Here is a 21510-nt window from a genome sequence, read left to right on the forward strand (position 1 = left end):
AACCCTAAGATAGCGCGCCTTCGTCGACTAGTCCCGCAGCAGGTCGTTGATCGAGGTCTTCGACCGCGTCTGGGCGTCCACCGTCTTGACGATCACCGCGCAGTACAGGCTGGGGCCGCCGTTCTTGTCGGGCAGGTTGCCGGGGACCACGACGCTGTAGGGCGGCACCTTGCCGATGTGGACCTGGCCGGTCTTGCGGTCGACGATCTTGGTCGAGGCGCTGATGAACACGCCCATCGACAGGACCGCGCCCTCGCCGACGATCACGCCCTCGACCACTTCCGAGCGGGCGCCGATGAAGCAGTTGTCCTCGATGATGGTCGGATTGGCCTGCAGCGGCTCCAGCACGCCGCCGATGCCGACGCCGCCCGACAGGTGGACGTTCTTGCCGATCTGGGCGCACGAGCCGACCGTGACCCAGGTGTCGACCATTGTGCCTTCGTCGACGAAGCCGCCGATGTTCACGAACGACGGCATCAGGATGACGTTCTTGCCGATGTGGGCGCCGCGGCGGACGATGGCGCCGGGCACGGCGCGGAAACCGCCGGCCTCGAACTGCGGGGCGTCCCAACCGTCGAACTTGTTGGCCACCTTGTCCCACCAGGGACCGACGCCGCCGCCCAGCGAGCCCGCGCGCATGACGGTGTTGGGGTTCAGGCGGAACGACAGCAGCACGGCCTTCTTCAGCCACTGGTGTGTGGTCCATTCGCCGTCGATCTTCTCCGAGACGCGAGCCTTGCCGCTGTCGAGCAGCAGCAGGGCTTCGTCCACGGCGGTGCGCACGGGGCCAGTGGTGGCGGCCGAGACGTCGGCGCGGGCTTCCCAGGCGGCTTCGATCTCGGTTTGCAGGTCTGAAAGGCTCACGGCGGCGGTCATGCTGGACTTCCTTGCAGGCGGGCCGAGTTCAGGAACTCAGGCAGGTCGTTGGTGCGGAAATGGACGTGTTCCGAGGTCGAGTCCGCGGCGTGCGGCCCGACCAGGATGGTGGTCATGCCCAGACGCGCGGCGGGGACGAGGTTCTTCTCGCTGTCCTCGAAGAAGGCGGTCATCGGCGGGTCGATGGCGTGCAGCTTGGTGATCCTGTCGAAGGTCGCCAGCGCCGGCTTGGGCAGATAGTCCGCCGTCTCGATCGCGAACACCTCGGAGAACAGGTCGCGCAGGTTCAGGTGGGTCAGCACCCGCTCGGCGTGGCCCAGCGAGCCGTTGGTGAAGATCAGCCGTCGGCCAGGCAGGCGCGCGATCGCCGCGCGCAAGGCGGGCTCGGGGACCAGACGGTCCATCGAGACGTCATGCACCTCGTCCAGAAACGCCTTGGGCTCGATGCCGTGGTTGGCCATCAGGCCAGCCAGAGTGGTGCCGTGCTCCTGGAAATAGCCGTGCTGCAGCGCCCGGGCCTCGTCGCGGGGCAGGCCGGTCTCCCGCGCCACGAATTCGGTCATCTTGGCCTCGATCAGCCCCATGAACTCGCTTTCCAGCGGGTACAGGGTGTTGTCGAGGTCGAACAGCCAGGTGTCGACGTGGGAAAGGTCGGCGCTCATCGGGAGATGAGCGTACCCGCGCCGTGTTCGCTGAACAGCTCGACGAGCATGGCGTGCGGCCGGCGGCCGTCCAGGATGACCACGGCCTCGACGCCCGATTCCACGGCGTGGATGGCGTTCTCCAGCTTGGGGATCATGCCGCCGGTGGCCACGCCCGTGTCGATCAGCGCGCGCGCCTCCTCCAGCGTCATCTGGCGGATCAGGTCGCCATTGGCGTCGAGCACGCCCTTGATGTCGGTCAGCATCAGCATCCGCTTGGCCTTCAAGGCGCCCGCGAGAGCACCGGCCACGGTGTCGGCGTTGATGTTGAAGGTCTCGCCCTCGGTCGAGACGCCGATCGGGGCGATCACCGGGATGTAGTCGGTTTCCGAGGTCAGCAGGGCCTGGATGATGTGCGGATCGATCTTGGTCGGTTCGCCCACGAAGCCCAGGTCGATGACCTGCTCGATATTGCTGTCCGGATCCTTGCGGGTGCGGGTCACCCTTTCGGCGGTGATCAGGCGCGCGTCCTTGCCCGACAGGCCCACGCCGCGCACGTCAGCCTCGGCCCCGGCCTGGGTGATCCAGTTGGCGATTTCCTTGTTGATCGCGCCGGACAGGACCATCTCGGCCACTTCCATGGTGGCTTCGTCGGTGACGCGCAGGCCATCGACAAAGGTCGACTTGACGCCGGCCTTGTCGAGCATGCGGCTGATCTGCGGACCGCCGCCGTGCACGACCACCGGATGGACGCCCAAGAGCTTCAGCAGCACCGCGTCGGCGGCGAAGACCTTGGCTACCTCTTCCTGGCCCATGGCGTGGCCGCCGTATTTGATCACGACCGTCTCGCGGTCGTAGATCTGGATGTAGGGCAGGGCCTCGGCCAAGGTCTTGGCGGTGGCCCAGCCGGCTTCCTCGGCGGCGTCGTTCAAGGCGGCTGTCCCGCAGGCGAAATTTGGGAAGGGAAATAGGCGGCGCCTCGATAGCGGACCCCGCCCCCCCTGTCACGCAAAAGGGTCCCGGAGGGGCGCCTTAGGCTCGGCGGTCGAACCGCCACTTCATGACCAGCACCGCGCCCGACATCAGCAGGCAGGCGATGTTGGAGGCGATCACCGGCCAGGCGCGGATCAAGATCCCGTAGACGACCCAGCACGAGAAGCCGGTCACGGTGACGACATAGGTCCGCAGCGAGACGGACGAGGCGTCCTTCTCGGTCCAGATCTTGATGATCTGCGGGGCGAAGCTGGTGATCGAGAGCAGGGCGGCGGCGGTTCCGACCAGGGCGGCCACCGGCGGGACGGCCATCAGGCGATCCCTCTTAGGCGATCTTGGGCAGCACGTCGCTCAGGCCCCAGAGCTCGGCATAGGCCGGGGCCAAGGTCAGGCCTATCGGGACCGGGCCAGGCGCTTGTCCCTGTTGCAGGCAGTAGCGCAGGTACGAGAGAGCCGTCTTCACGCCGTGCTCGGAATAGGGCTTGCCGATCACGCCGCACGCGCCGGCGAAGTCGTCGGGCAAGCGCTTGACGTTGGCGGTCATGAACAGGGCGACGCCGCCGCAATCGCGGGAGATCTTGCGCGCCACCTCGACGCCGGTCGGACCGTCGCTGAGGTGGACGTCCACGAGGGCCAGGTCGGGATGCAGTCTTTCGGCGAGGTCGACGGCTTCGTCGGAACTCATGGCGCAGCCGAGCGAGTGGCAACCCACCTCCTCGATCAAATGTTCGAGTTCGATCGCGAGGAGCATCTCGTCCTCGACGATCAAAACATCGAGCGCACGCCCGGTCATACGAAACTTGTCCTTACCTCAATGCGCGCCGTTCACAGGCAGCAGAACGATTACGCGAGTGCCAGGTTCCGCGTCGGTGGTCTCCCATTTCGCTTTCAGCTGCTGGCAGAGCAGTTGAACGATGGTGAGGCCAAAGCCGGACGGCTTACTGTCCTTATCCATGCCAACGCCGTTGTCGGTGATTTCGATCCGAAATTCGCCGTCTTGGCGGGTGACGCTGACCAGGATCCGGCCGCCGTGGCCTTCCGGGAAGCCGTGCCGCAGGGCGTTGGTCAGCAGTTCGTTGACCACCAGGGCGAACGGGGCCGCCTTGGCGGCGGCGATGTCGACTCGCTCCAGATCCAGCTGCACCGTGACGTCGTCGCGCATGGCCGAGCCCATCAGGTCGGCGACCATGTCGCGGATGAAGGCCGAGACGTCGAAGCGCTCGACGTCCTCGCTCTGGAACAGGCGGCGATGGACGGTGGCGATCGCGTTGACCCGGCCCAGCATGCCTTTCAGCGACGCCTTCAGCGTGGGGTCAGTCACCCGCCGGTTCTGCAACAGCAGCAGGCTGGAGATGAGCTGCAAGTTGTTCTTCACCCGATGGTCCACCTCGTGGAGCAGGGCGGTCTTCTGCTCCAGGGCGAGCGTCAATTCGTGGGTGCGCGCCTCGACCAACTGTTCCAGGTCGTCGCGGCGGTCGCGGAGACGGACCTCGGCCATCTTCTTGTCCGTGACGTCGAGCAGCGAGGCGAAGAAGTAGACGATCTCGCCGGTGTCGCTACGGACCGGCGACAGGGAAAGGGCGTTCCAGAAGCTCGAACCGTCCTTGCGATAGTTCAGGATCTCGACGGAAAGATCCTCGCCTGCCGCGATGGCCTCGCGCAGGGCCAGCACCGCTTGGGGTTCGGTGTCGGGACCTTGCAGAAAGCGACAGTTACGGCCGATGACCTCGTCACGGTCGTAGCCGGTCAGCTTCAGGAAGGCGTCGTTGGCGAAGATGATTGGATGGTCGGCCTGGGTGGCGTCGGTGACCAGCATCGCTATGCGGGTAGCGCGGATCGCGGCCGCGAAGGGGTCATCGACCCCGTGACCGGCGGCCAGTCGGTCGCCGGCGCGTCGTGCTTCCGAATAGTCGCTCATGCGTACGGTCAAGCTCCCACCACCCCGTGGACGCTGAACGTACCCGATGATGTCGAGTTCCCAACATAGGATGTGGAAACGGCGGGGACCCGCTGAGAGCTCCCGCCGTCAACCGGCCCGCGGGCCGGYCGCCGCGCGCTCCAAGATCCATCCGTGCTTCCCGGAACGGACGGATCTCGGCAGAGCGTTACTTGGGCTGGTAGATCTTGTCGAACAGGCCGCCGTCGGCGAAGTGCGTGGCCTGGGCCTTCTTCCAGCCGCCGAACGTGTCGTCGATGGTCACCAGCGGGATCTGCTTGAACTTGCTGGCGTACTTGGCCGCCACGGCGGCGTTGCGCGGGCGGTAGTAGTTCTTGGCGATCAGTTCCTGGGCCAGTGGGCTGTATAGGAAGTTCAGATAGCCTTCGGCGATGGTGCGGGTCTTGTGGCGGTCGACGTTCTTGTCGACCAGGGCCACCGGCGGCTCGGCCAGGATCGACAGTGACGGATAGACGATGTCGAACTTGCCCGGCAGTTCTTCCTGGGCGAGGTAGGCCTCGTTCTCCCAGGCCAGCAGCACGTCGCCCAGGCCGCGCTGGGTGAAGCTGGTCGTGGCGCCGCGGGCGCCGGTGTCCAGCACCGGCACGTGCTCGAACAGGGTCTTCAGATAGGCTTCGGCCTTGGCGGGACTGCCGCCCGGCTGCTTCAGGGCCCAGGCCCAGGCGGCGAGATAGTTCCAGCGCGCGCCGCCCGAGGTCTTCGGGTTGGGGGTGATCACGTCGATCCCCGGCTTCACCAGATCGCCCCAGTCCTTGATCTTCCAAGGGTTGCCCTTGCGGACCAGGAACACGATCGTCGAGGTGTAGGGCGTGGAATTCTGCGGCAGGCGCGACTGCCAGTTCGCCGGCAGCAGCTTGGCCTTGGCGGCGATCTCGTCGATGTCGTAGGCCAGGGCTAGGGTGACGACGTCGGCCTGGAGGCCGTCGATCACCGAGCGGGCCTGCTTGCCCGAGCCGCCGTGGCTCTGGTTGATCAGCAGGGTCTGGCCGACCTTTTCCTTCCAGTACTTGGCGTAGGCGGCGTTGATGTCCTTGTAGAGCTCGCGCGTCGGGTCGTAGCTGACATTGAGCAGGGTGATGGTCTTGCCCGCCTGGGCCGTCGCCAAGCCGGGCGCGACGCCCGCCGCCAAGGCCGCGGCGCCCGCGCCGGCGCCGGCCAGCAGGCCACGGCGGGTCGGAGCCTTGATGATGTCACTCATGGGACGATCCTTTCTGGAGGGTCTTTCGCGGCGACGGGTCTGCGCGGCGGTCTTGGAGGAGAAACGCTTGGAGCCGCTGGCCCCGGACTTCAGCCCGGAGCCAGCGGCTCCGGTAACTAGAACGCGAACTGGCTGCGGAGGTTGACCGCCTGGTAGCTCTGGCTGAGCGGCAGCAGGCCGCCGGCGGGGTCCTTGCGGTCGACGTCGACATCCAGATAGTCGACCGAGAACTTGGTCACCGAATTGGGGAACCAGTTCAGGCCCACTGTCCAGATGGTCTGCTCGCCGCCACGCACGCGATCGCCGGCCAGGGCCGCGTTCTCGTGGTGGTTCAAGTCCAGAACCGAGTAGCGGCCGGCCAGTTCCCAGGCGCCCCACTTGTGGGCCTTGGGATCGAACGGATTGGCGATGGCCGGGGCGTCGAACGCGAAGTTGTTGGCGTTGTACTTGCGGGCCTCGCCCGTCAGCACCCAGCCGCCTTCCACGTACCAGCCGGTGAACTTGGGATCGCTGACCCCGACGGCCGGGTTGCGGCGGTCGATCTTGTAGCCGAAGTACTCGCCCTGGATCAGCAGGTTCTTCTTCTGGGCGGCCAGTTCCAGGCCGTAGTGGCGCGCGCCCTCGGCGTCGATGGCGCCGGTGGTGACCAGCTGCTGGCCGTCGACGCGCAGTTCAGGGCGGTCCTGCAGGGTGACGTTATAGGCGCCGGTCACGGCGGCGCTTTGGGCCGGCGTCGCCACGACGCTGGCGTTGGCGCCGACGTGGATCAGCCAATCAAGGCCCTTGGCCGGGACAAAGGCGAAACGGCCCAGATAGCCGAGCTGCTCGTCGAAGGTCTGGCCGTCGCCGGCCTTGGCTCCGGTGACCGCGCCCGACAGCAGCCAGCGCTCGCGGACGACCTGGCCTTGCAGGGCGATGCGGCGGTCGGCGCCGGCCAGGCTACGGGCGGCTTCGACCGAGGACGGCCGTTCGGGGAACAGCGAGCCGTTGGTCGAGGCCGCGTCCTCCAGGCCCAGGTTCGGGGCGTAGGCGCCGACCCGGATCTTGAACGGGGCGTAGTTGTACTGGACGTACAGCTCCTGCAGCTGACCAGCGCCGTCGGTGCCCGCGCCGCCGAAGTCCAGCAGGATCGAGTAGTCGAAGTTCTTGGCGAACTTGCCGTCGACGCCCAGGCGGGCGCGGCGGAAATTGGTGCCGTTGTTCAGGTCGCGGGCGTTGCCGAGCACGGCCGGCAGGCCCTTGTCCTGATAGTACTGGGCGGCGTCCAGTTGCATCACGCCGTGCAGGGTGGCGCTGTAGGCCCCGTCACCAGAGGCGATCGTCGGCTTGGCGCCGGCGATGCTGACGGTCGTGGCGCTCTGGACCGTGCGGACGTCCTTGAAGCTGGCGGCCGTGGCGGCCTTCAGGTCGGCGACCTGCTGCTGCAGGGTCGAGAGCTGGGCTTCGAGGGCGGCGATGCGCGCGGCGGCGTCTTGCGGTGACGCGGTCTGGGCCGCGGCGGCGCCCGCGGTGGCCAGCAGGGAGACGCCCGCGATCAGCGCGGTGCGAAAGGCGGTTTTTGTCTTGATCATGTGTAGTCCCCTCTCGGCGCCGCTGAGCGGGGCCGGCCTGCCGAGCTAGGGAAAACCATTATTCCTAGCTCCGAAATAGAGATTAGGGAAACCGGCCTTGAGTTTTTCTGGAGGCGCGGCGAAATGTCGCGAAAAAGGCCGCGAAACTTCCATCAAATCAGATGCTTAAACGATTAAAGATCCGTGCACGGAAAAGGCCGCCCCGGTTTCCCGAGGCGGCCTTTCGTATTTCCAGCGCTCAACTGAGGGGCTTGGCGGCCCTTTAGAACATCGCCCGGCCGGCCAGGCGCAGGTTGTAGCGCTTCTGCTTCTTGGCGGCTTCGACGCCGCCCTCGATGGCCAGATAGGACATCGGGGTGCCGGCGCGCAGGGCGAAGCCGGCGGTCAGCGCGCCGTCCTTGTCGTCCAGCGCGGCCAGGGTGAAGGGATTGCCGCCCTTGAAGCGGGCCACCGTGTCACCAACCGAACCGGCCAGGGTCTGGCGATAGCCGACCCGCACTTCCGGGCGCCACCAGACGTTCTTGCCGAAGTCGGCGCCGAACACCACGCCCAGCTCGCCCGAGAGGTTGCTGGAGGTGCGCTTGTCGACGGTCAGGTCGAAGCCGTCGCCGCCGCCCTTTTCCGCGCGCTTGCCCTCGCGCAGCCAGACATAGTCCAGGCGGCCCTCGGGACGGGCGAAGAAGCGGCCGAATTTCTGCTCGTAGGCCGCGCCGGCATAGGCGTTGGCGGTGAGGCCCTTCCAGTCGGCGTTGTTCTTCAGGACCAGGTCGGCCACGCCGTCGCCATTGGTGTCCGGGGCGATGAAGCGGCGGTCGCCCTGGAAGAAGCCATAACCCACGCCGCCGCCGGTGTTGAAGCGCCAGCCGCCGACCGAACGACGCCAGTAGGCGCCGGTCTGGACGAACGAGGCGGTGGTCTGCTCACCGACCTTGGCGACGGTGTCGTGCTCCTCGACGCTGACATAGGCCAGGGTCAGGCCCAGGGCCCCGCCCGCGTCGCCCATGGCCTCGTAGCCGGCCACGAAGCCGAACGCCTGGGTGTCCGAACCCAGGGTCTGGTCGGTGTCGCGGCGGGTCAGCGAGTTGATCTCCTGCACCCACACGCTGTCCGGCCCGTAGCGGTCGCCCGGATCGGGACGGAACATCGTGGCGGCCGAGACTTGCTGGTTGACCGACTGCAGGGCCGCGAACAGGCCCTCGCCCTGGTCGGGCAGCATCTGGTCGTAGAGGTCGCGGAAGCCGTCGCGGGTGCTCTGGCCCAGGAAGTTGGCGGCGAGGGTCGAATCGGTCCCCAGCGCGGCGAACACGGCGTCGTAGGCCGAGGTCTCGGCCTTGTTGAAGCCGATCTCGGCGGCCGAACGGCGACGGACGTCGATATAGACGTTGTTGGTGTCGGCGCGGCTGGTGGCCACGTACAGGTACGGCGACTCGGCCAGCAGGCCATTGCCGATCGTGCCGACGCTGATGTTCGAGCCCTGGATCACCGTGAAGGTGGTCGGCGTCTTGACCAGGTTGGCCAGGCGGATGCCCAGCTCGGCGCCGGTGGCGATGCTCGTGGCGCCCGAGACGACCAGCTTGGTGTTCGCGCCGGCGGCCGGATCGGCCGAGAACAGCAGCTTGGCCTTGCTGCCGACGGTCAGGCTGGAGACGTTGATGGCGTCGGTGTTGACGATGCCCAGGCTGCCGTTGGCCACGGCGATGTCCAGCTTGCCGTCGCTGTCGCTCAGCTTGCCCAGCGCGACCGCGCCRCCGTCGATCGACAAGCGGTCCTGGCCCGCGCCGAACGACATCGCGCCCAGCAGGCTGCCGCTCGACAGGTTCAGGGTGTCATTGCCGCCGCCGAACAGCACGTCGCCGATGGTGCTGGGCGCCACGGTCGTGGAGGTGGCGTCGGCGCTGGTGACGGTGTCGGTCGAAGGGAAGGTGGTGGTCGAGGTGAAGTCGACCGGCCCCGACTGGGTATAGGTCACGCCGGAATTGTTGGCCCGCAGGTCCAGGGCGATCGCCTGACCGCTGGTCGTGACGGTGGCGGCCGTGCCGTCCTGCTTGAAGGTCGGGGCGCTCAGCAGCGCGCGGATCGTGCCGGTGTTGGTGATCGTCTTCAGGGTTCCGGCCTGGTCGAGGATCGCCACCGCGTCGCCCGTTTCGCCGGTGCGCGAGGCGCTGATGCCGCCGGTGTTGCGGATGCTGGTGCTGGTCGAGCCCGCGCCGAGCACGATGCCGCGCGCATTGGCGGTGACGCCCGACGCCGCATAGGACGACGAGGTGGTGACGATCGTGCCGCGGTTCAGGATCTCGTTGGCGGTCGCGCCCGAGTTCAGGATCACGCCGGTCGCGTCGGCTTCGTAGGTGGTGGCCGAGATCTGGCCGTCGTTGCGCACGCCGCCGGCGATCGTCGTCGTGCGGCCGCCGCCGGCGCCGATCGATAGGCCCGTGGCCGAGACGCCGTTATAGACGCCGGCCGCGCCGATCGTCCCCTTGGCGACCAGGCCGTAGGCGTTGCTGCCTGTTCCGACCGCGCCCAGGGTGACGTTCTGGCTGGCCGAGCCGATCTGCAGGGCCGGGGCCGACCCATAGACGCTGATGCTCGACGTGCCGGTGGTGCTGGAGGTGATCGTCGTGGTGGTGGTGACGCCGTCCGTCCCGACCTTCGTCGAATAGTTGACGCCTTGCAGCAGCACCCCGCCGGTCACGTCGCCGGCGATGCGCACGGCCGGGCCGCCTTGCTGAAGGTCGTCGGCGTCCAGCTTGTTCAGCGCGTCGACCGTGGTCGGGCGCGAGGTGTAGCGATAGCCGGTCGCGCTGGTCGAGCCTTGCAGGACCAGGGGGCCGGCGATGTTCGAATCGATGGCCTGAGCGACCGCGCCCAGGCCTTGGACGTTGATCGCGCCGCCCATGGTCACCTTGCCGGTGACCGGCGCGGCGATGCGCACGCCATAGGCGTTGTCGCCGGTGACGCTGATGGCGCCCAGGTTGGTGACGTTGCCGACGATCGGGCCTTCCAGCAGCATGCCGGCCGAGTTGTTGCCCTCGATGCTGATCACGCCGGTCGCGTCGCTGACGATGTCGCCGGTGAAGGTCCCGGCGTTGGTCAGTCGGATGCCGATGCGATTGCTGCCCTGGGCGAACACGCCGTCCAGGTCGCCGTCCGAGTCGGTGTCGGTGGCCGTATAGTCCTCGAGCAGCGAGATCGTGGCGGAATTGAGCAGCGAACCGGTCCGGCCGCCGATGATCAGCACGCCGACGCCGTCGTTGACCCCAGTGGTCCCGATGGTCCCGAGGTTCGTGACCTTGTTGTTGCTGTCGATCGTGACGACCGCGCCCGCCGTGGTCGGCTTGATCGAGCCGTCGGCGGTGATGCGGATGTCATCCGCCGCCGTGCCCGTCGCGGTGCTGGTCGCGATCGGCGTCGTGCGCGCGGTGGAGACCGAGGTTTCCGCCGACGCGGCGAAAGCCATGGCCAGAAGAGGAGCGGCCGCGACCGTCGCGACCAGGACCTTGCGCTGCATTACGAACGACACCTCGATAGAAACCCGGGCACTTAATTCGGGTCACGATGCGGCGAAAATGCGGTGAGTCCCGCTCGCGACACGTACTAAGGCGCCAACCGTCTATCGCATGGCTTGGCAGGGCGCCATATCTGGATCGACGAATCGCCTCTCGCTTGAATCGATGAGCCTCCCCATGCCGCTGGCGAACACGCCCCCGGACGGATCAGAAAGCCGCCGCGCGACCATGTTTTGGCCATCGATGATCGGTCCCGGCGTGATCCTGGGCCTGGCGGTGACAGGACTGGCTCAGCCGGCTCCGGCGGTTTTCGCGGCGGTGGCGGCCGGCGGCGCGGGCTGGTGGCTGACGCGGCGCGTGAATCGGCCGCCCGAACGCCCCGTCTCCGGAATCGGTCTGGCCCAGGTCGCGGCCGTCGAGGAGGTCCCGCCTTTCGCCGCCATCCTGGACCGCTTGCCCGATCCCCTGATGGTGATCGCCGCCGAAGAGGCCGACGACCTGACCGGCCGCCGTTTCCTGTTCGCCAACGCCGCCGCGCGCGAACTGTTCAAGATCCAGCATCAGGGCGCGCTGCTGGTCACCGCCGTGCGCAATCCGCGCGTGCTGGAGGCCGTGGACGAGGCGCTGTTCGGCGGCGTCGAGGGCGTTGTCGAGTTCGAGACCGGCGGGACGCAGGGCCGGGCCTGGCTGGCCCATGCCCGGCCGCTGAAGGAAAGCGTCGGCCGTTCGCGCCTGGCCTTGCTGGCCCTGCGCGACGAGACCGACGCGCGCCGCAGCGAGCGCACCCGCGCCGATTTCCTGGCCAACGCCAGCCACGAGCTGCGCACGCCGTTGGCCTCGCTGTCGGGCTTCATCGAGACCCTGCGCGGCCATGCCAAGGATGATCCGGGCGCTCGCGACCGGTTCCTGGGGATCATGCTGGCCCAGGCCGAGCGGATGGCGCGCCTGATCGACGATCTGATGAGCCTGTCGCGCATCGAGCTGAACGAGCACATCGCGCCGCTGGGCCGGGTGGACCTGGCCATGGCCGCCGTCGACGTGATCGACGCCCTGGCGCCGCAGGCCCGCGAGAAGGCGGTGAGCTTCGATCCCGTCCTGCCGCCGCGCGGCGGGGCCGTGGTCGAGGGCGATCGCGATCAGATCATCCAGGTGATCCAGAACCTGATCGACAACGCCATCAAGTATACGCCCAAGGGCGGGGTGGTGCGGGTCGAGATCTTTCCGGGCCTGGCCGCCGAGGCCGCCGCCGCGCCGCGCGATTCGTCCTCCGCGCGGATGTCGCTGCTGACGCCGGACCACGATCTCGCTGAACGCTACGCGGTGCTGCGGGTCACCGACCGGGGCCCCGGACTGGCGCGCGAGCACCTGCCGCGGCTGACCGAACGCTTCTATCGCGTCGAGGGCCAGAAGAGCGGCGAGCGCTCGGGCACCGGCCTGGGCCTGGCGATCGTCAAGCACATCATGAACCGCCATCGCGGCGGCCTGACCGTCGAGAGCGTGCAGGGCGAAGGCGCCACCTTCGGCGTCTATCTGCCGATGGCCAAGGTTGGCGCGGCCTCGGCTTCGCCCCCTGCAACGGCGGCGGCCGAGGCCTAGGTTCCTAGAATTCGTCCCAGGCCTCCGCCTTGACGGCCAGGGCCGCGCCGCCCGGGCGGTGCGCCATCCGCGGCGCTGGTCGATGCTGGGGCGCACGACCAGGCTGTTCCATCTGCGCCCCGCCGTTTCGGGCGGCGGTGGTCGCGAACCGCGCCACCATGCGGGCCAGATCGGCGGACTCCGTCTGCAGGCCGGCGGCGGCGGCGTTGGCCTCTTCCACCATGGCCGCGTTCTGCTGAGTGACCTGGTCCATGCGATTGACGGCGGTGTTCACCTCGCTGAGGCCCGTCGCCTGCTCGCGCGAGGACTGGGCGATCTCGGAGATCAAGCCGTCGATCTGTCCGACCTTCTCGGCGATCGTCGAGAGCGCCGCCCCGGTGTCCCCGACCAGGCGGACACCCCGCTCGACCTGGGCGGTGCTGCTGGCGATCAGGGTCTTGATCTCCTTGGCCGCGTCGGCCGAACGCTGGGCCAAGGCCCGGACCTCCTGGGCGACGACCGCGAAGCCGCGACCCGCGTCACCGGCCCGGGCGGCCTCGACCCCAGCGTTCAGCGCCAACAGGTTGGTCTGGAAGGCGATCTCGTCGATCACGCCAATGATGTTGGTGATCTGGCCCGACGACTTCTCGATCTCGCCCATGGCGGCGACGGCGTCGCCGACGATCTCGCCGGAGCGCGCCGCGTCGGCGCGCGCGCCGGAAGCGGCCGTGGAGGCTTGGCGCGCACCCTCGGCGCTGCGCTTCACCGTTGCGGTGATCTCGTCCAGCGCGGCCGCTGTCTCCTCCAGGCTGGCCGCCTGCTGTTCGGTGCGGCGCGACAGGTCGTCAGAAGCGGTCGAGATCTCGCGAGCGCCCGCGCCGACCCCGTGAGTCGCCTGGGTGACCACGCCCATGGCCTCGTCCAGCACCGACATGGCGGTGTTGAAGTCGTCACGCACCTTGCTGAACTGCGGATCGATCGCGCCCGCGATGCGATAGGTCAGGTCGTTGCCGGCCAGGTGCTCGAGCCCCTGGGCGATCTGATTGACCGCATGGACGCGACCGGTCACCTCGGTGGCGAACTTCACGACCTTGGTGATCCGGCGCTTGTGGTCGAAGATCGGATTGTAGGAGGCCTGGATCCAGACCTCGCGCCCGCCCTTGCCCACGCGCATGAACTCCGCGGCGACGAACTCGCCGGCGTTCAGCTTGCGCCAGAAGTCGGCATAGTCGGCGGAGGCCGCATAGCGCTCCTCGACAAACATGCGGTGGTGCTTGCCTTGGATCTCGGACAGCGAATAGCCGAGCACGCTCAGGAAGTTCTCGTTGGCGGTCAGGATTTCGCCGCTCGGCGTGAATTCGATCACGGCCTGGACGCGGCTGATCGCCTCCATCTTGCCGCGCTCCTCGGTGCTGCGGCGCTTCTCCTCGGTGATCACCGCGGCGACCTTGACGATGCGCGAGACACGGCCGCGCGTGTCGCGGACCGGGTTGTAGGAGGCCTGGATCCAGACCTCGACCCCGCCCTTGCCCAGACGCAGATATTCGTTGGCGTCGAACTCGCCGCGACCCAGCTTCTGCCAGAAGGCCACGTAGTCAGGACTGGCGGCGTAGGCCGGATCGACAAACAGGCTGTGATGCTGGCCGACGATCTCGTCCAGCCGATAGCCCATGGCCGCGCAGAAGTTGGCGTTGGCCGCGAGGATCTTGCCCTTCGGGTCGAATTCGATCGTGGCCAACGACCGGTCGAGCGCGGCTAGGGTTTCCACCGCGTGGGCGTTCGAACGCTTGAACATCATGTCGTCGCTCCTCGGGGCGTCTTCTATTCGAGGGCAGACTGGCGGCGAAGCTGGTCAACAAGTTCTGAACACGACACATCGTCAGATGTCGCACCCCGCCCGACCAGGGGGCGAGCGAGCTCGCATCTCCATGGGACTTACATTAAGTATCTGAAATAACTAGGTAAAATTCAGCGCCAAAGATCTATTTTCGTACGCACGGTGAAGGTGCGACATATCGCGCAACAGCGTTATGCGAGGGCGCATTCCGCCGTCGTTCAACCCTGGGACGGACGCTGTCGTCAAACTGTCATCAATCCGTCGCATAAGCACAGCGACGGCCCGGCATAGATCTGGCCGGGGGAGGGCGCGCGATCCTGCGGCGCTCTCGACAACCTTCGCGCAAGATTAGCCTCACGCATGCTGACCTGGCTCTCGCTCATTGTCCTGGCGCTGTTCTCCGGCGCGGCCTTCGTGGCCGGTCGCCGTCGCGCCGTGGCCGCCACCGGAGGCCGCGCCCGCGTCCTCCATTCCCTGCCGAACTATTACGGGACCTATGCGGCCCTGTGGGCCGGCGCGCCGGCCGCGCTGCTGCTGCTGGCGGGCGCCATGTTCGGCGGTCGCGTCGAGGACGCGGTCCTGCAGTCCACCCGCCCAGCCGCCGTCCAGGCCCTGGAGCTGGACCGGCAGGCCGTCTTCTACAGCGACGCCCAGGCGATCGCCGCCAAGCAGGCGCCCAGCGAAGTGGCGTACGAAGGCGAACTGAAGGTCGCCCTGGACGCCAAGGTCGCCGAGGCCAAGCGCGTCGGGACCTTGATCAACATCGGCATGCTGGCCGCCGCCGCCGTGCTGGCCTTGGCCGGTTTCCTGCTGGCCTTCCCGCGCATCTCCACCGAATTCCGCGCCCGCAACCGGGTCGAGGGCTGGATTGGCGTGCTGCTGATCGGCTGCTCGGTCGCGGCCGTGCTGACCACCCTGGGCATCGTGCTGTCGCTGGTCTGGGAAAGCTGGCGCTTCTTCCAGAGCGTCAATCCGCTGTCGTTCCTGTTCGGGACCGAGTGGAGCCCGCAGATCGCCATGCGCGCCGACCAGGTCGCCTCGGCTGGCGCTTTCGGGGCCGTGCCGCTGTTCGCCGGCACCTTCCTGATCATGTTCATCGCCATGGCGGTGGCCGCGCCGGTCGGCCTCTACTCGGCGATCTATCTCTCGGAATACGCCGGTCGCGGCGTCCGCGGCGTGGTCAAGCCGCTGCTGGAGATCCTGGCCGGCGTGCCGACCGTGGTCTACGGCTTCTTCGCCGCCCTGACGGTGGGTCCGATCTTCCGCGCCGGCTTCAACGCCCTGGGCGCGATGGTGGTCGGCACGCTGCCGGGCGTCGGCCAATATCTGATGGAAGTTCAGAACCAGATGGCCCTGGTGGCCGGGGTGGTGATGGGGATCATGCTGATCCCGTTCGTCTCCTCGCTGTCGGACGACATCATCAACGCCGTGCCGCAGAGCCTGCGCGACGGCAGCTACGCCATGGGCGCCACCAAGTCGGAGACGGTCAAGAAGGTCATCCTGCCGGCCGCCTTGCCGGGCATCATGGCCGCCATGCTGCTGGCCGTGTCCCGCGCCGTCGGCGAGACCATGATCGTGACCATGGCCGCTGGCCTGCAGGCCAAGATGACGGTCAATCCGCTCGACACCGTCACCACCGTGACCGTCCAGATCGTCACCCTGCTGACGGGCGACCAGGAGTTCGACAGCCCCAAGACGCTGTCGGCCTTCGGCCTGGGCCTCACCCTGTTCGTGGTGACCCTGTGCCTGAACATCGTCGCCCTGCGCATCGTCCAGAAGTACCGGGAACAATATGACTGACGCGACCTTCGGCGCGGCTCCCCCGCGCTCCGCCGCCTCGACAGCCATGGAAGCCCGGCTGAAGAAGCGTCACCGCAGCGAACGGATCTTCAAGGCCCAGGGCCTGGCCGCCATTATCGTGGCTCTGGTGTTCCTGGTCGTGCTGGTCGGCCGGATCGTCAGCCAGGGCTACACGACGTTCGAGGCTCACACCCTCAGCGTGCCCGTCTATCTGAACCCGGACCGCATCGACACGTCCGACCTCAGCGGCGTCAACTATGACTACATCGTCGCCGAGGCGGTGATGAAGAAGTTGGGCCTGCAAGATGACGACCTGGGCACGGTCTCGACCAAGGTCCAGGACCTGGTGTCGCGCGACTTCGGCTTCCAGCTATTGAACAAGCTCAAGGCCGACCCGTCGCTGATCGGCAAGACGATCGAGGTCTCGGGCTCGCTGAAGGCCGACGCCGACCTCTATTTCAAGGGCGAGATCAAGCGCTCGACCGCCGAGGGCGACCGCAAGCTGGACAACCAGCAGCTGGACTGGCTGGAGCAGCTGAAGAAGAGCGGCGCGATCAAGTCTGGGTTCAACTTCGCCTTCTTCACCAACTCCGACTCGACCGAGCCCGAACAGGCCGGCGTGCTGGGCGCGGTGGTCGGCTCGGCCATGATGCTGATCATCACCGCCCTGATCGCGGTGCCGGTGGGCGTGCTGGCCGCGACCTATCTGGAAGAGTTCGCCCCGAAGAACCGCTGGACCGACATCATCGAGGTCAACATCAACAACCTCGCGGCCGTGCCGTCGATCGTCTACGGTCTGCTGGGCCTGGCTTTGTTCATCAACTGGCTGAACGTGCCGCGGTCCTCGCCGCTGGTCGGCGGCCTGGTGCTGGCCCTGATGGCCCTGCCGACCGTGATCATCGCCACCCGCTCGGCCCTGAAGGCCGTGCCGCCCTCGATCCGCGAGGCCGCGCTGGGCGTCGGCGCCAGCAAGACCCAGACGGTCTTCCACCACGTGCTGCCGCTGGCCATGCCCGGCGTGATGACCGGCGCCATCCTGTCGCTGGCCCACGCCCTGGGCGAGACCGCCCCGCTGCTGATGATCGGCATGGTCTCGTTCGTGCCCGGCGTGCCGGAAGGCTTCACCGGCGCCGCGACCGTGCTGCCGGTCCAGGTGTTCATCTGGGAGAACGCGTCCGAACGCGCCTTCCATGAGCGCACTGCCGCCGCCATCATCGTCCTTCTCGTCTTCATGATCGTCATGAACGCCGCGGCCGTGATCCTGCGCCGCCGCTTCGAGCGCCGCTGGTGAGACCCCCCATGACCCAGATCCTGAACCCTCTCGCTCCGCCCCTCGTGAAGGGACACGCCATGACCGTCCAAAGCCCCGACGACACCGCCCACACGCCGATGATCCACACCGCCGTGCCGCACGCCCACGCCGCCGCCCCCGTCGGCGAGCCCAAGATCAAGGCGCGCGACGTCAAGGTGTTCTACGGCGACAAGCAGGCGCTGTTCGACGTCAACATCGACATCCCGGCCAAGTCGGTCACTGCCTTCATCGGCCCGTCGGGCTGCGGCAAGTCGACCTTCCTGCGCTGCATCAACCGCATGAACGACACGATCCCGTCGGCCCGCGTCGAGGGCGTGATCGAGATCGACGGCAATGACGTCAACCTCAAGAGCGTCGATCCGGTGGTGCTGCGCTCGCGCGTCGGCATGGTGTTCCAGAAGCCGAACCCGTTCCCGAAGACGATCTTCGAGAACGTCGCCTACGGCCCGCGCATCCACGGCCTGGCCACCGGCAAGGTCGAGCTGGAAGCCATCGTCGAGAGCAGCCTGAAGAAGGCCGGGCTCTGGAACGAAGTGGCCGACCGCCTGCACCAGCCGGGCACCGGCCTGTCGGGCGGCCAGCAGCAGCGCCTGGTCATCGCCCGCGCGATCGCCGTGTCGCCCGAAGTGATCCTGATGGACGAGCCCTGCTCGGCCCTCGACCCGATCGCCACCGCCAGGATCGAAGAGCTGATCGACGAGCTGCGCAGCCAGTTCTGCATCGTGATCGTCACCCACTCGATGGCCCAGGCCGCCCGCGTCTCGCAACGCACGGCCTTCTTCCATCTGGGCAAGCTGGTCGAGAGCGGCCCGACCGAGGAGATGTTCACCAATCCTCGCGACAGCCGCACCCAGGACTACATCACCGGCCGCTTCGGCTAACCAGAGCGCGCGGGAGGATCATGAGATGACCGAACATACCGTCAAATCCTACGGCGAAGAGCTGGCCCACCTCACGGCCGAGGTCACCCGCATGGGCGGCATCGCCGAGTCGCAGGTCGCCGACTGCATCGCCGCCATCGCTCGCCGCGACGGGCCGTTGGCCCAGGCCGTGGTCGCCGGCGACGAGCGCCTGGACGCCCTGCAGGGCGAGATCGAACGCAAGGCCTTCCGCCTGATCGCCCTGCGCCAGCCGATGGCCGTCGACCTGCGCCACGCCGTCGCCGCCCTGAAGATCTCGATGAGCCTCGAGCGCTGCGGCGACATGGCCAAGAACATCGGCAAGCGCGCGCTGATCCTGACCGAAGCCGATCCGATGACCGCCCTGACCCGCTCGATCGAGCGCATGGGCAAGCTGGTGCAGAGCCGCCTGAAGGACGTGCTTGACGCCTACACCACCTCGGACCTGCAGCGCGCCATCGGCGTGTGGAGCCGCGACGAGGAGGTCGACGAGCACTACAACTCGATCTTCCGCGAGCTCTTGACCTACATGATGGGCGATCCGCGCACGATCAACGCCTGCGCTCATCTGCTATTCGTGGCCAAGAACCTCGAGCGCATCGGCGACCACGCCACCAACATCGCCGAGATCATCCACTTCGAGCTGACCGGCGACGAGCTGATCTCGCAACGTCCCAAGCTCGACGTCGTGTCGCAGTAATCGATAGAGGCGACCTGAAGTGACTCCCTACGTTCTGGTGGTGGAAGACGAAGACGCCCTGGCCACCCTGCTGCACTACAACCTCGACAAGGAAGGCTACCGTGTCGGCGTGGCCGGAGACGGCGAGGAGGCCTTGATCATGGCCAACGAGCGGGCCCCGGACCTGGTCATCCTCGACTGGATGCTGCCCAAGGTCTCGGGCATCGAGGTCTGCCGCCGCCTGCGCGGCCGGGCCGAGACCCGCAACGTGCCGATCATCATGCTGACGGCGCGCGGCGAGGAGACGGACCGGATCCGCGGCCTCGACACCGGCGCCGACGACTATGTGGTCAAGCCGTTCTCGATGGTCGAGCTGACCGCCCGCGTCCGCGCCGTGCTGCGCCGCATCCGCCCGGGCCTGGCCGACGACCGCATCACGGTCGGCGACATCATCATCGACCGGGTGGCCCACCGCGTGAAGCGGAACGGCAAGGAGATCCACCTCGGCCCGACCGAGTTCCGCCTGCTGGACTATCTGATGCAGCACCCGGGCCGGGTGTTCAGCCGCGAACAGCTGCTCGACGCGGTCTGGGGCTCGGACGTCTATGTCGAGGCCCGCACGGTCGACGTCCACATTGGTCGCCTGCGCAAGGCGCTGAACGGCAGCTCGGACGGGGATCCGATCCGCACGGTGCGCTCGGCCGGCTACTCGCTGGATCTTGACGCGGCCTGAGGTCCAGTCGGCCGTCTCATCCGAGGCATTCCTTCCGGGAGTCAAAGCGCGCGCCGCCCGCCGGCGCGCGCTTTATTGCGTTGACCTGGACCGTTTCTCGGCTTGACGTCCGGCTTCGCTTAATGGTGGTGAGGCAGAATGTCGCTATCCTAACGGTTGCTGAGTTTACCGCCCGTTAAGCGTGTGCGGAAGAGACTTGCGGAAGTATTTATCGCCGATTCAACTTGAAAAGCAGCCGTAAGGCTCAGGTTGGGCGGATGTCTCATGTATAAATACAAGTGCTGTCAACGGTCTCGGCGAAGGCGCGCTGGTAATGGCGACGTCTTATCCGTGCAACGCCAGTATTGGCGGGCCTTTTTGATAGCGCCGGGGGGTTTATCGTCGTGTCTTATACAGCGCGAGCGGGCCTCTTTCCGTCGTTTGTCCAATCCTCGCCCCGAGGCTGACGCGGGCCGGAGTTCTCCATGCGCATGACGATCAAGCTCAAACTCGCCCTGACCTTCGGGGCGCTCATCCTGATGATGGTAGGGGCGACCCTGTTCGGGGTGAACCAGCTGCGGTCGCTGAATACTGGCCAAAAGGCGATGGTCGAAGGGCCGGTTGCGCAATTGCAGCGCAGCCAGGCCGTGGGCATCGCGCTGTTGCAGTTGATCCGCGCTCAGAAAAACATGGCCCTGGCCGACGACGCCGAGGAGCTGAAAAGCCAAAACGCCAAGGCCGAAGCCAGCAAGGAAAAGGTCCGGACGTTGCTTGAGGCCGGCCTTAGCCACGCCTCGGTGGAGGGCAAGCCGAAGTGGGAGGCCTTGGCGCGCGACTGGGCGCTGTTCGCCGAGGGCGACGAGATCATGCGCGGCGACATCCTGGCCGGACGCCGCGACCGGGCCATCGACCAGATGCATAACGCGCAGCGCAAGATCACCAATCGCATCACCGGCGAGGTCGATAATCTGGTCGAGCTGCAGGAAAGGCGCCTGGTCACCGCGGACGACGCCAGCGACCATGCCTATGCGGCCTCGCGCAACGCCCTGATCGCCGTGATCCTCGTTTCGGCCCTGCTCGCGGTCGCCGCCGCGGTCTGGATTGCCCGCACGATCGCCCAAGGCTTCGGCAAGATCGACGGACTGGCCAAGGCCGTGGCGCTCGGCGACCTCGGCCAGAGCGTCACCGTCAAGACCAACGACGAAATCAAGGACTTGGTCGAGACCGTCAATCGCATGACCGCCAACCTGCGCGCGACGGCGGCTCTAGCCGATCAGGTGGCTTCGGGCGACCTGTCGGTAGAGGTCAAGCCGCTGTCGGACAAGGACGTGCTTGGCCATTCCCTGCGCGGCATGGTCGCCAATCTCCGCGAGAGCGCCGCCCTGGCCGACAAGGTGGCCGACGGCGATCTCACGGTCCAACCCACGCCGCTGTCCGACAAGGACGTCATGGGCCTGGCGCTGGAGCGGATGATTGAACGCCTGCGCGGCGTGGTCTCCGACGCGATCTCGGCCTCGGACAACGTATCGGCGGGCAGCCAGGAACTGTCGGCCGCCTCAGAACAGGTCAGCCAAGGCGCMACTGAACAGGCCTCGTCGGCCGAAGAGGCTTCGGCTTCGATGGAAGAGATGGCCTCGAACATCAAGCAGAACGCCGACAACGCCGCCCAGACGGAAACGATCGCCCGCCAGTCGGCGATCGACGCAGAGGTCTCGGGCCAGGCCGTGGCCAAGGCGGTCGACGCCATGCAGACAATCGCCGAAAAGATCACCATCGTGCAGGAGATCGCTCGCCAGACCGATCTGCTGGCCCTGAATGCGGCCGTCGAGGCCGCCCGGGCCGGCGAGCACGGTCGCGGCTTCGCCGTCGTCGCCTCGGAAGTCCGCAAGCTGGCCGAGCGGTCGCAGACCGCCGCCACCGAGATCGGCGCGGTGTCCTCGGAAACGGTCAAGGC

Annotated in this window: 17 protein-coding genes; 7 read left to right on the forward strand and 10 right to left on the reverse strand. The window is 67.2% G+C overall.

Going from position 1 to position 21510, the window contains the following annotated elements:
* Nucleotides 1–27: 27 nt before the first annotated feature.
* The 9 genes from dapD to AC1DSO_RS12535 form a co-directional block, all read right to left on the reverse strand.
* Nucleotides 28–876 (reverse strand): 2,3,4,5-tetrahydropyridine-2,6-dicarboxylate N-succinyltransferase, encoded by an 849-nt coding sequence (gene dapD, locus AC1DSO_RS12495; protein WP_477069119.1) that lies wholly within the window; start codon nucleotides 874–876, stop codon nucleotides 28–30.
* Nucleotides 873–1538 (reverse strand): pyrimidine 5'-nucleotidase, encoded by a 666-nt coding sequence (locus tag AC1DSO_RS12500; protein ID WP_477069120.1) that lies wholly within the window; start codon nucleotides 1536–1538, stop codon nucleotides 873–875. Before AC1DSO_RS12500 ends, dapD begins: the two co-directional genes overlap by 4 nt.
* Nucleotides 1535–2449 (reverse strand): acetylglutamate kinase, encoded by a 915-nt coding sequence (argB, locus tag AC1DSO_RS12505; RefSeq protein ID WP_056053203.1) that lies wholly within the window; start codon nucleotides 2447–2449, stop codon nucleotides 1535–1537. Before argB ends, AC1DSO_RS12500 begins: the two co-directional genes overlap by 4 nt.
* Before the next feature lie 100 nt (nucleotides 2450–2549).
* Nucleotides 2550–2822 (reverse strand): SemiSWEET family sugar transporter, encoded by a 273-nt coding sequence (locus AC1DSO_RS12510; RefSeq protein ID WP_477069121.1) that lies wholly within the window; start codon nucleotides 2820–2822, stop codon nucleotides 2550–2552.
* Nucleotides 2823–2835: 13 nt separating this feature from the next.
* Nucleotides 2836–3303, reverse strand: coding sequence for a response regulator (locus AC1DSO_RS12515; RefSeq protein ID WP_477069122.1), 468 nt, complete (start codon nucleotides 3301–3303; stop codon nucleotides 2836–2838).
* 18 nt (nucleotides 3304–3321) lie between these two features.
* Nucleotides 3322–4428 (reverse strand): photosensory histidine protein kinase LovK, encoded by a 1107-nt coding sequence (lovK, locus tag AC1DSO_RS12520; protein WP_477069123.1) that lies wholly within the window; start codon nucleotides 4426–4428, stop codon nucleotides 3322–3324.
* A gap of 187 nt (nucleotides 4429–4615) precedes the next feature.
* Nucleotides 4616–5665 (reverse strand): sulfate ABC transporter substrate-binding protein, encoded by a 1050-nt coding sequence (locus AC1DSO_RS12525; protein WP_477069124.1) that lies wholly within the window; start codon nucleotides 5663–5665, stop codon nucleotides 4616–4618.
* Between the two features lie 116 nt (nucleotides 5666–5781).
* On the reverse strand, nucleotides 5782–7236 hold the full coding sequence (locus AC1DSO_RS12530) for an OprO/OprP family phosphate-selective porin (protein WP_477069125.1): 1455 nt from the start codon (nucleotides 7234–7236) through the stop codon (nucleotides 5782–5784).
* A gap of 262 nt (nucleotides 7237–7498) precedes the next feature.
* Nucleotides 7499–10756: an autotransporter family protein gene (locus AC1DSO_RS12535; RefSeq protein WP_477069126.1), complete on the reverse strand. Its 3258-nt coding sequence runs from the start codon at nucleotides 10754–10756 to the stop codon at nucleotides 7499–7501.
* Nucleotides 10757–10919: 163 nt separating this feature from the next.
* On the opposite strand from AC1DSO_RS12535, the gene AC1DSO_RS12540 reads away from it, so the two are divergent.
* Nucleotides 10920–12338, forward strand: coding sequence for a sensor histidine kinase (locus tag AC1DSO_RS12540; protein WP_477069127.1), 1419 nt, complete (start codon nucleotides 10920–10922; stop codon nucleotides 12336–12338).
* 4 nt (nucleotides 12339–12342) lie between these two features.
* Here AC1DSO_RS12540 and AC1DSO_RS12545 read toward each other — a convergent pair whose 3' ends face one another.
* Nucleotides 12343–14115, reverse strand: coding sequence for a methyl-accepting chemotaxis protein (locus tag AC1DSO_RS12545; RefSeq protein WP_477069128.1), 1773 nt, complete (start codon nucleotides 14113–14115; stop codon nucleotides 12343–12345).
* A gap of 399 nt (nucleotides 14116–14514) precedes the next feature.
* Here AC1DSO_RS12545 and pstC point away from each other — a divergent pair, with 399 nt between their 5' ends.
* The 6 genes from pstC to AC1DSO_RS12575 form a co-directional block, all read left to right on the forward strand.
* Nucleotides 14515–15954 (forward strand): phosphate ABC transporter permease subunit PstC, encoded by a 1440-nt coding sequence (gene pstC, locus AC1DSO_RS12550; protein WP_477069129.1) that lies wholly within the window; start codon nucleotides 14515–14517, stop codon nucleotides 15952–15954.
* Nucleotides 15947–17245, forward strand: a complete 1299-nt coding sequence (pstA, locus tag AC1DSO_RS12555; RefSeq protein ID WP_477069130.1) for a phosphate ABC transporter permease PstA — start codon at nucleotides 15947–15949, stop codon at nucleotides 17243–17245. Before pstC ends, pstA begins: the two co-directional genes overlap by 8 nt.
* 59 nt (nucleotides 17246–17304) lie before the next feature.
* Entirely contained in the window at nucleotides 17305–18147 is an 843-nt protein-coding gene (gene pstB, locus AC1DSO_RS12560; RefSeq protein ID WP_477069131.1) for a phosphate ABC transporter ATP-binding protein PstB, read from the forward strand.
* 25 nt (nucleotides 18148–18172) lie between these two features.
* On the forward strand, nucleotides 18173–18865 hold the full coding sequence (gene phoU, locus AC1DSO_RS12565) for a phosphate signaling complex protein PhoU (RefSeq protein WP_477069132.1): 693 nt from the start codon (nucleotides 18173–18175) through the stop codon (nucleotides 18863–18865).
* 19 nt (nucleotides 18866–18884) lie between these two features.
* Nucleotides 18885–19577, forward strand: coding sequence for a phosphate regulon transcriptional regulator PhoB (gene phoB, locus AC1DSO_RS12570; RefSeq protein WP_477069133.1), 693 nt, complete (start codon nucleotides 18885–18887; stop codon nucleotides 19575–19577).
* A 464-nt stretch (nucleotides 19578–20041) separates the two neighbouring features.
* The coding region (locus AC1DSO_RS12575) for a HAMP domain-containing methyl-accepting chemotaxis protein (protein WP_477069134.1) at nucleotides 20042–21510 on the forward strand (1469 nt) is incomplete at its 3' end.

The sequence above is a fragment of the Caulobacter sp. P4_E5 genome, assembly GCF_056401555.1.

Bases quoted from the DNA above. Each gene is read 5' to 3' on its own strand.
- phoU (WP_477069132.1), top strand. From the start codon at position 18,173: ATGACCGAACATACCGTCAAATCCTACGGCGAAGAGCTGGCCCACCTC.
- AC1DSO_RS12540 (WP_477069127.1), top strand. From the start codon at position 10,920: ATGCCGCTGGCGAACACGCCCCCGGACGGATCAGAAAGCCGCCGCGCG.
- AC1DSO_RS12530 (WP_477069125.1), bottom strand. From the start codon at position 7,236: ATGATCAAGACAAAAACCGCCTTTCGCACCGCGCTGATCGCGGGCGTC.
- pstA (WP_477069130.1), top strand. From the start codon at position 15,947: ATGACTGACGCGACCTTCGGCGCGGCTCCCCCGCGCTCCGCCGCCTCG.
- AC1DSO_RS12510 (WP_477069121.1), bottom strand. From the start codon at position 2,822: ATGGCCGTCCCGCCGGTGGCCGCCCTGGTCGGAACCGCCGCCGCCCTG.
- AC1DSO_RS12545 (WP_477069128.1), bottom strand. From the start codon at position 14,115: ATGATGTTCAAGCGTTCGAACGCCCACGCGGTGGAAACCCTAGCCGCG.
- pstB (WP_477069131.1), top strand. From the start codon at position 17,305: ATGACCGTCCAAAGCCCCGACGACACCGCCCACACGCCGATGATCCAC.
- lovK (WP_477069123.1), bottom strand. From the start codon at position 4,428: ATGAGCGACTATTCGGAAGCACGACGCGCCGGCGACCGACTGGCCGCC.
- pstC (WP_477069129.1), top strand. From the start codon at position 14,515: ATGCTGACCTGGCTCTCGCTCATTGTCCTGGCGCTGTTCTCCGGCGCG.
- dapD (WP_477069119.1), bottom strand. From the start codon at position 876: ATGACCGCCGCCGTGAGCCTTTCAGACCTGCAAACCGAGATCGAAGCC.
- AC1DSO_RS12515 (WP_477069122.1), bottom strand. From the start codon at position 3,303: ATGACCGGGCGTGCGCTCGATGTTTTGATCGTCGAGGACGAGATGCTC.
- AC1DSO_RS12525 (WP_477069124.1), bottom strand. From the start codon at position 5,665: ATGAGTGACATCATCAAGGCTCCGACCCGCCGTGGCCTGCTGGCCGGC.
- AC1DSO_RS12500 (WP_477069120.1), bottom strand. From the start codon at position 1,538: ATGAGCGCCGACCTTTCCCACGTCGACACCTGGCTGTTCGACCTCGAC.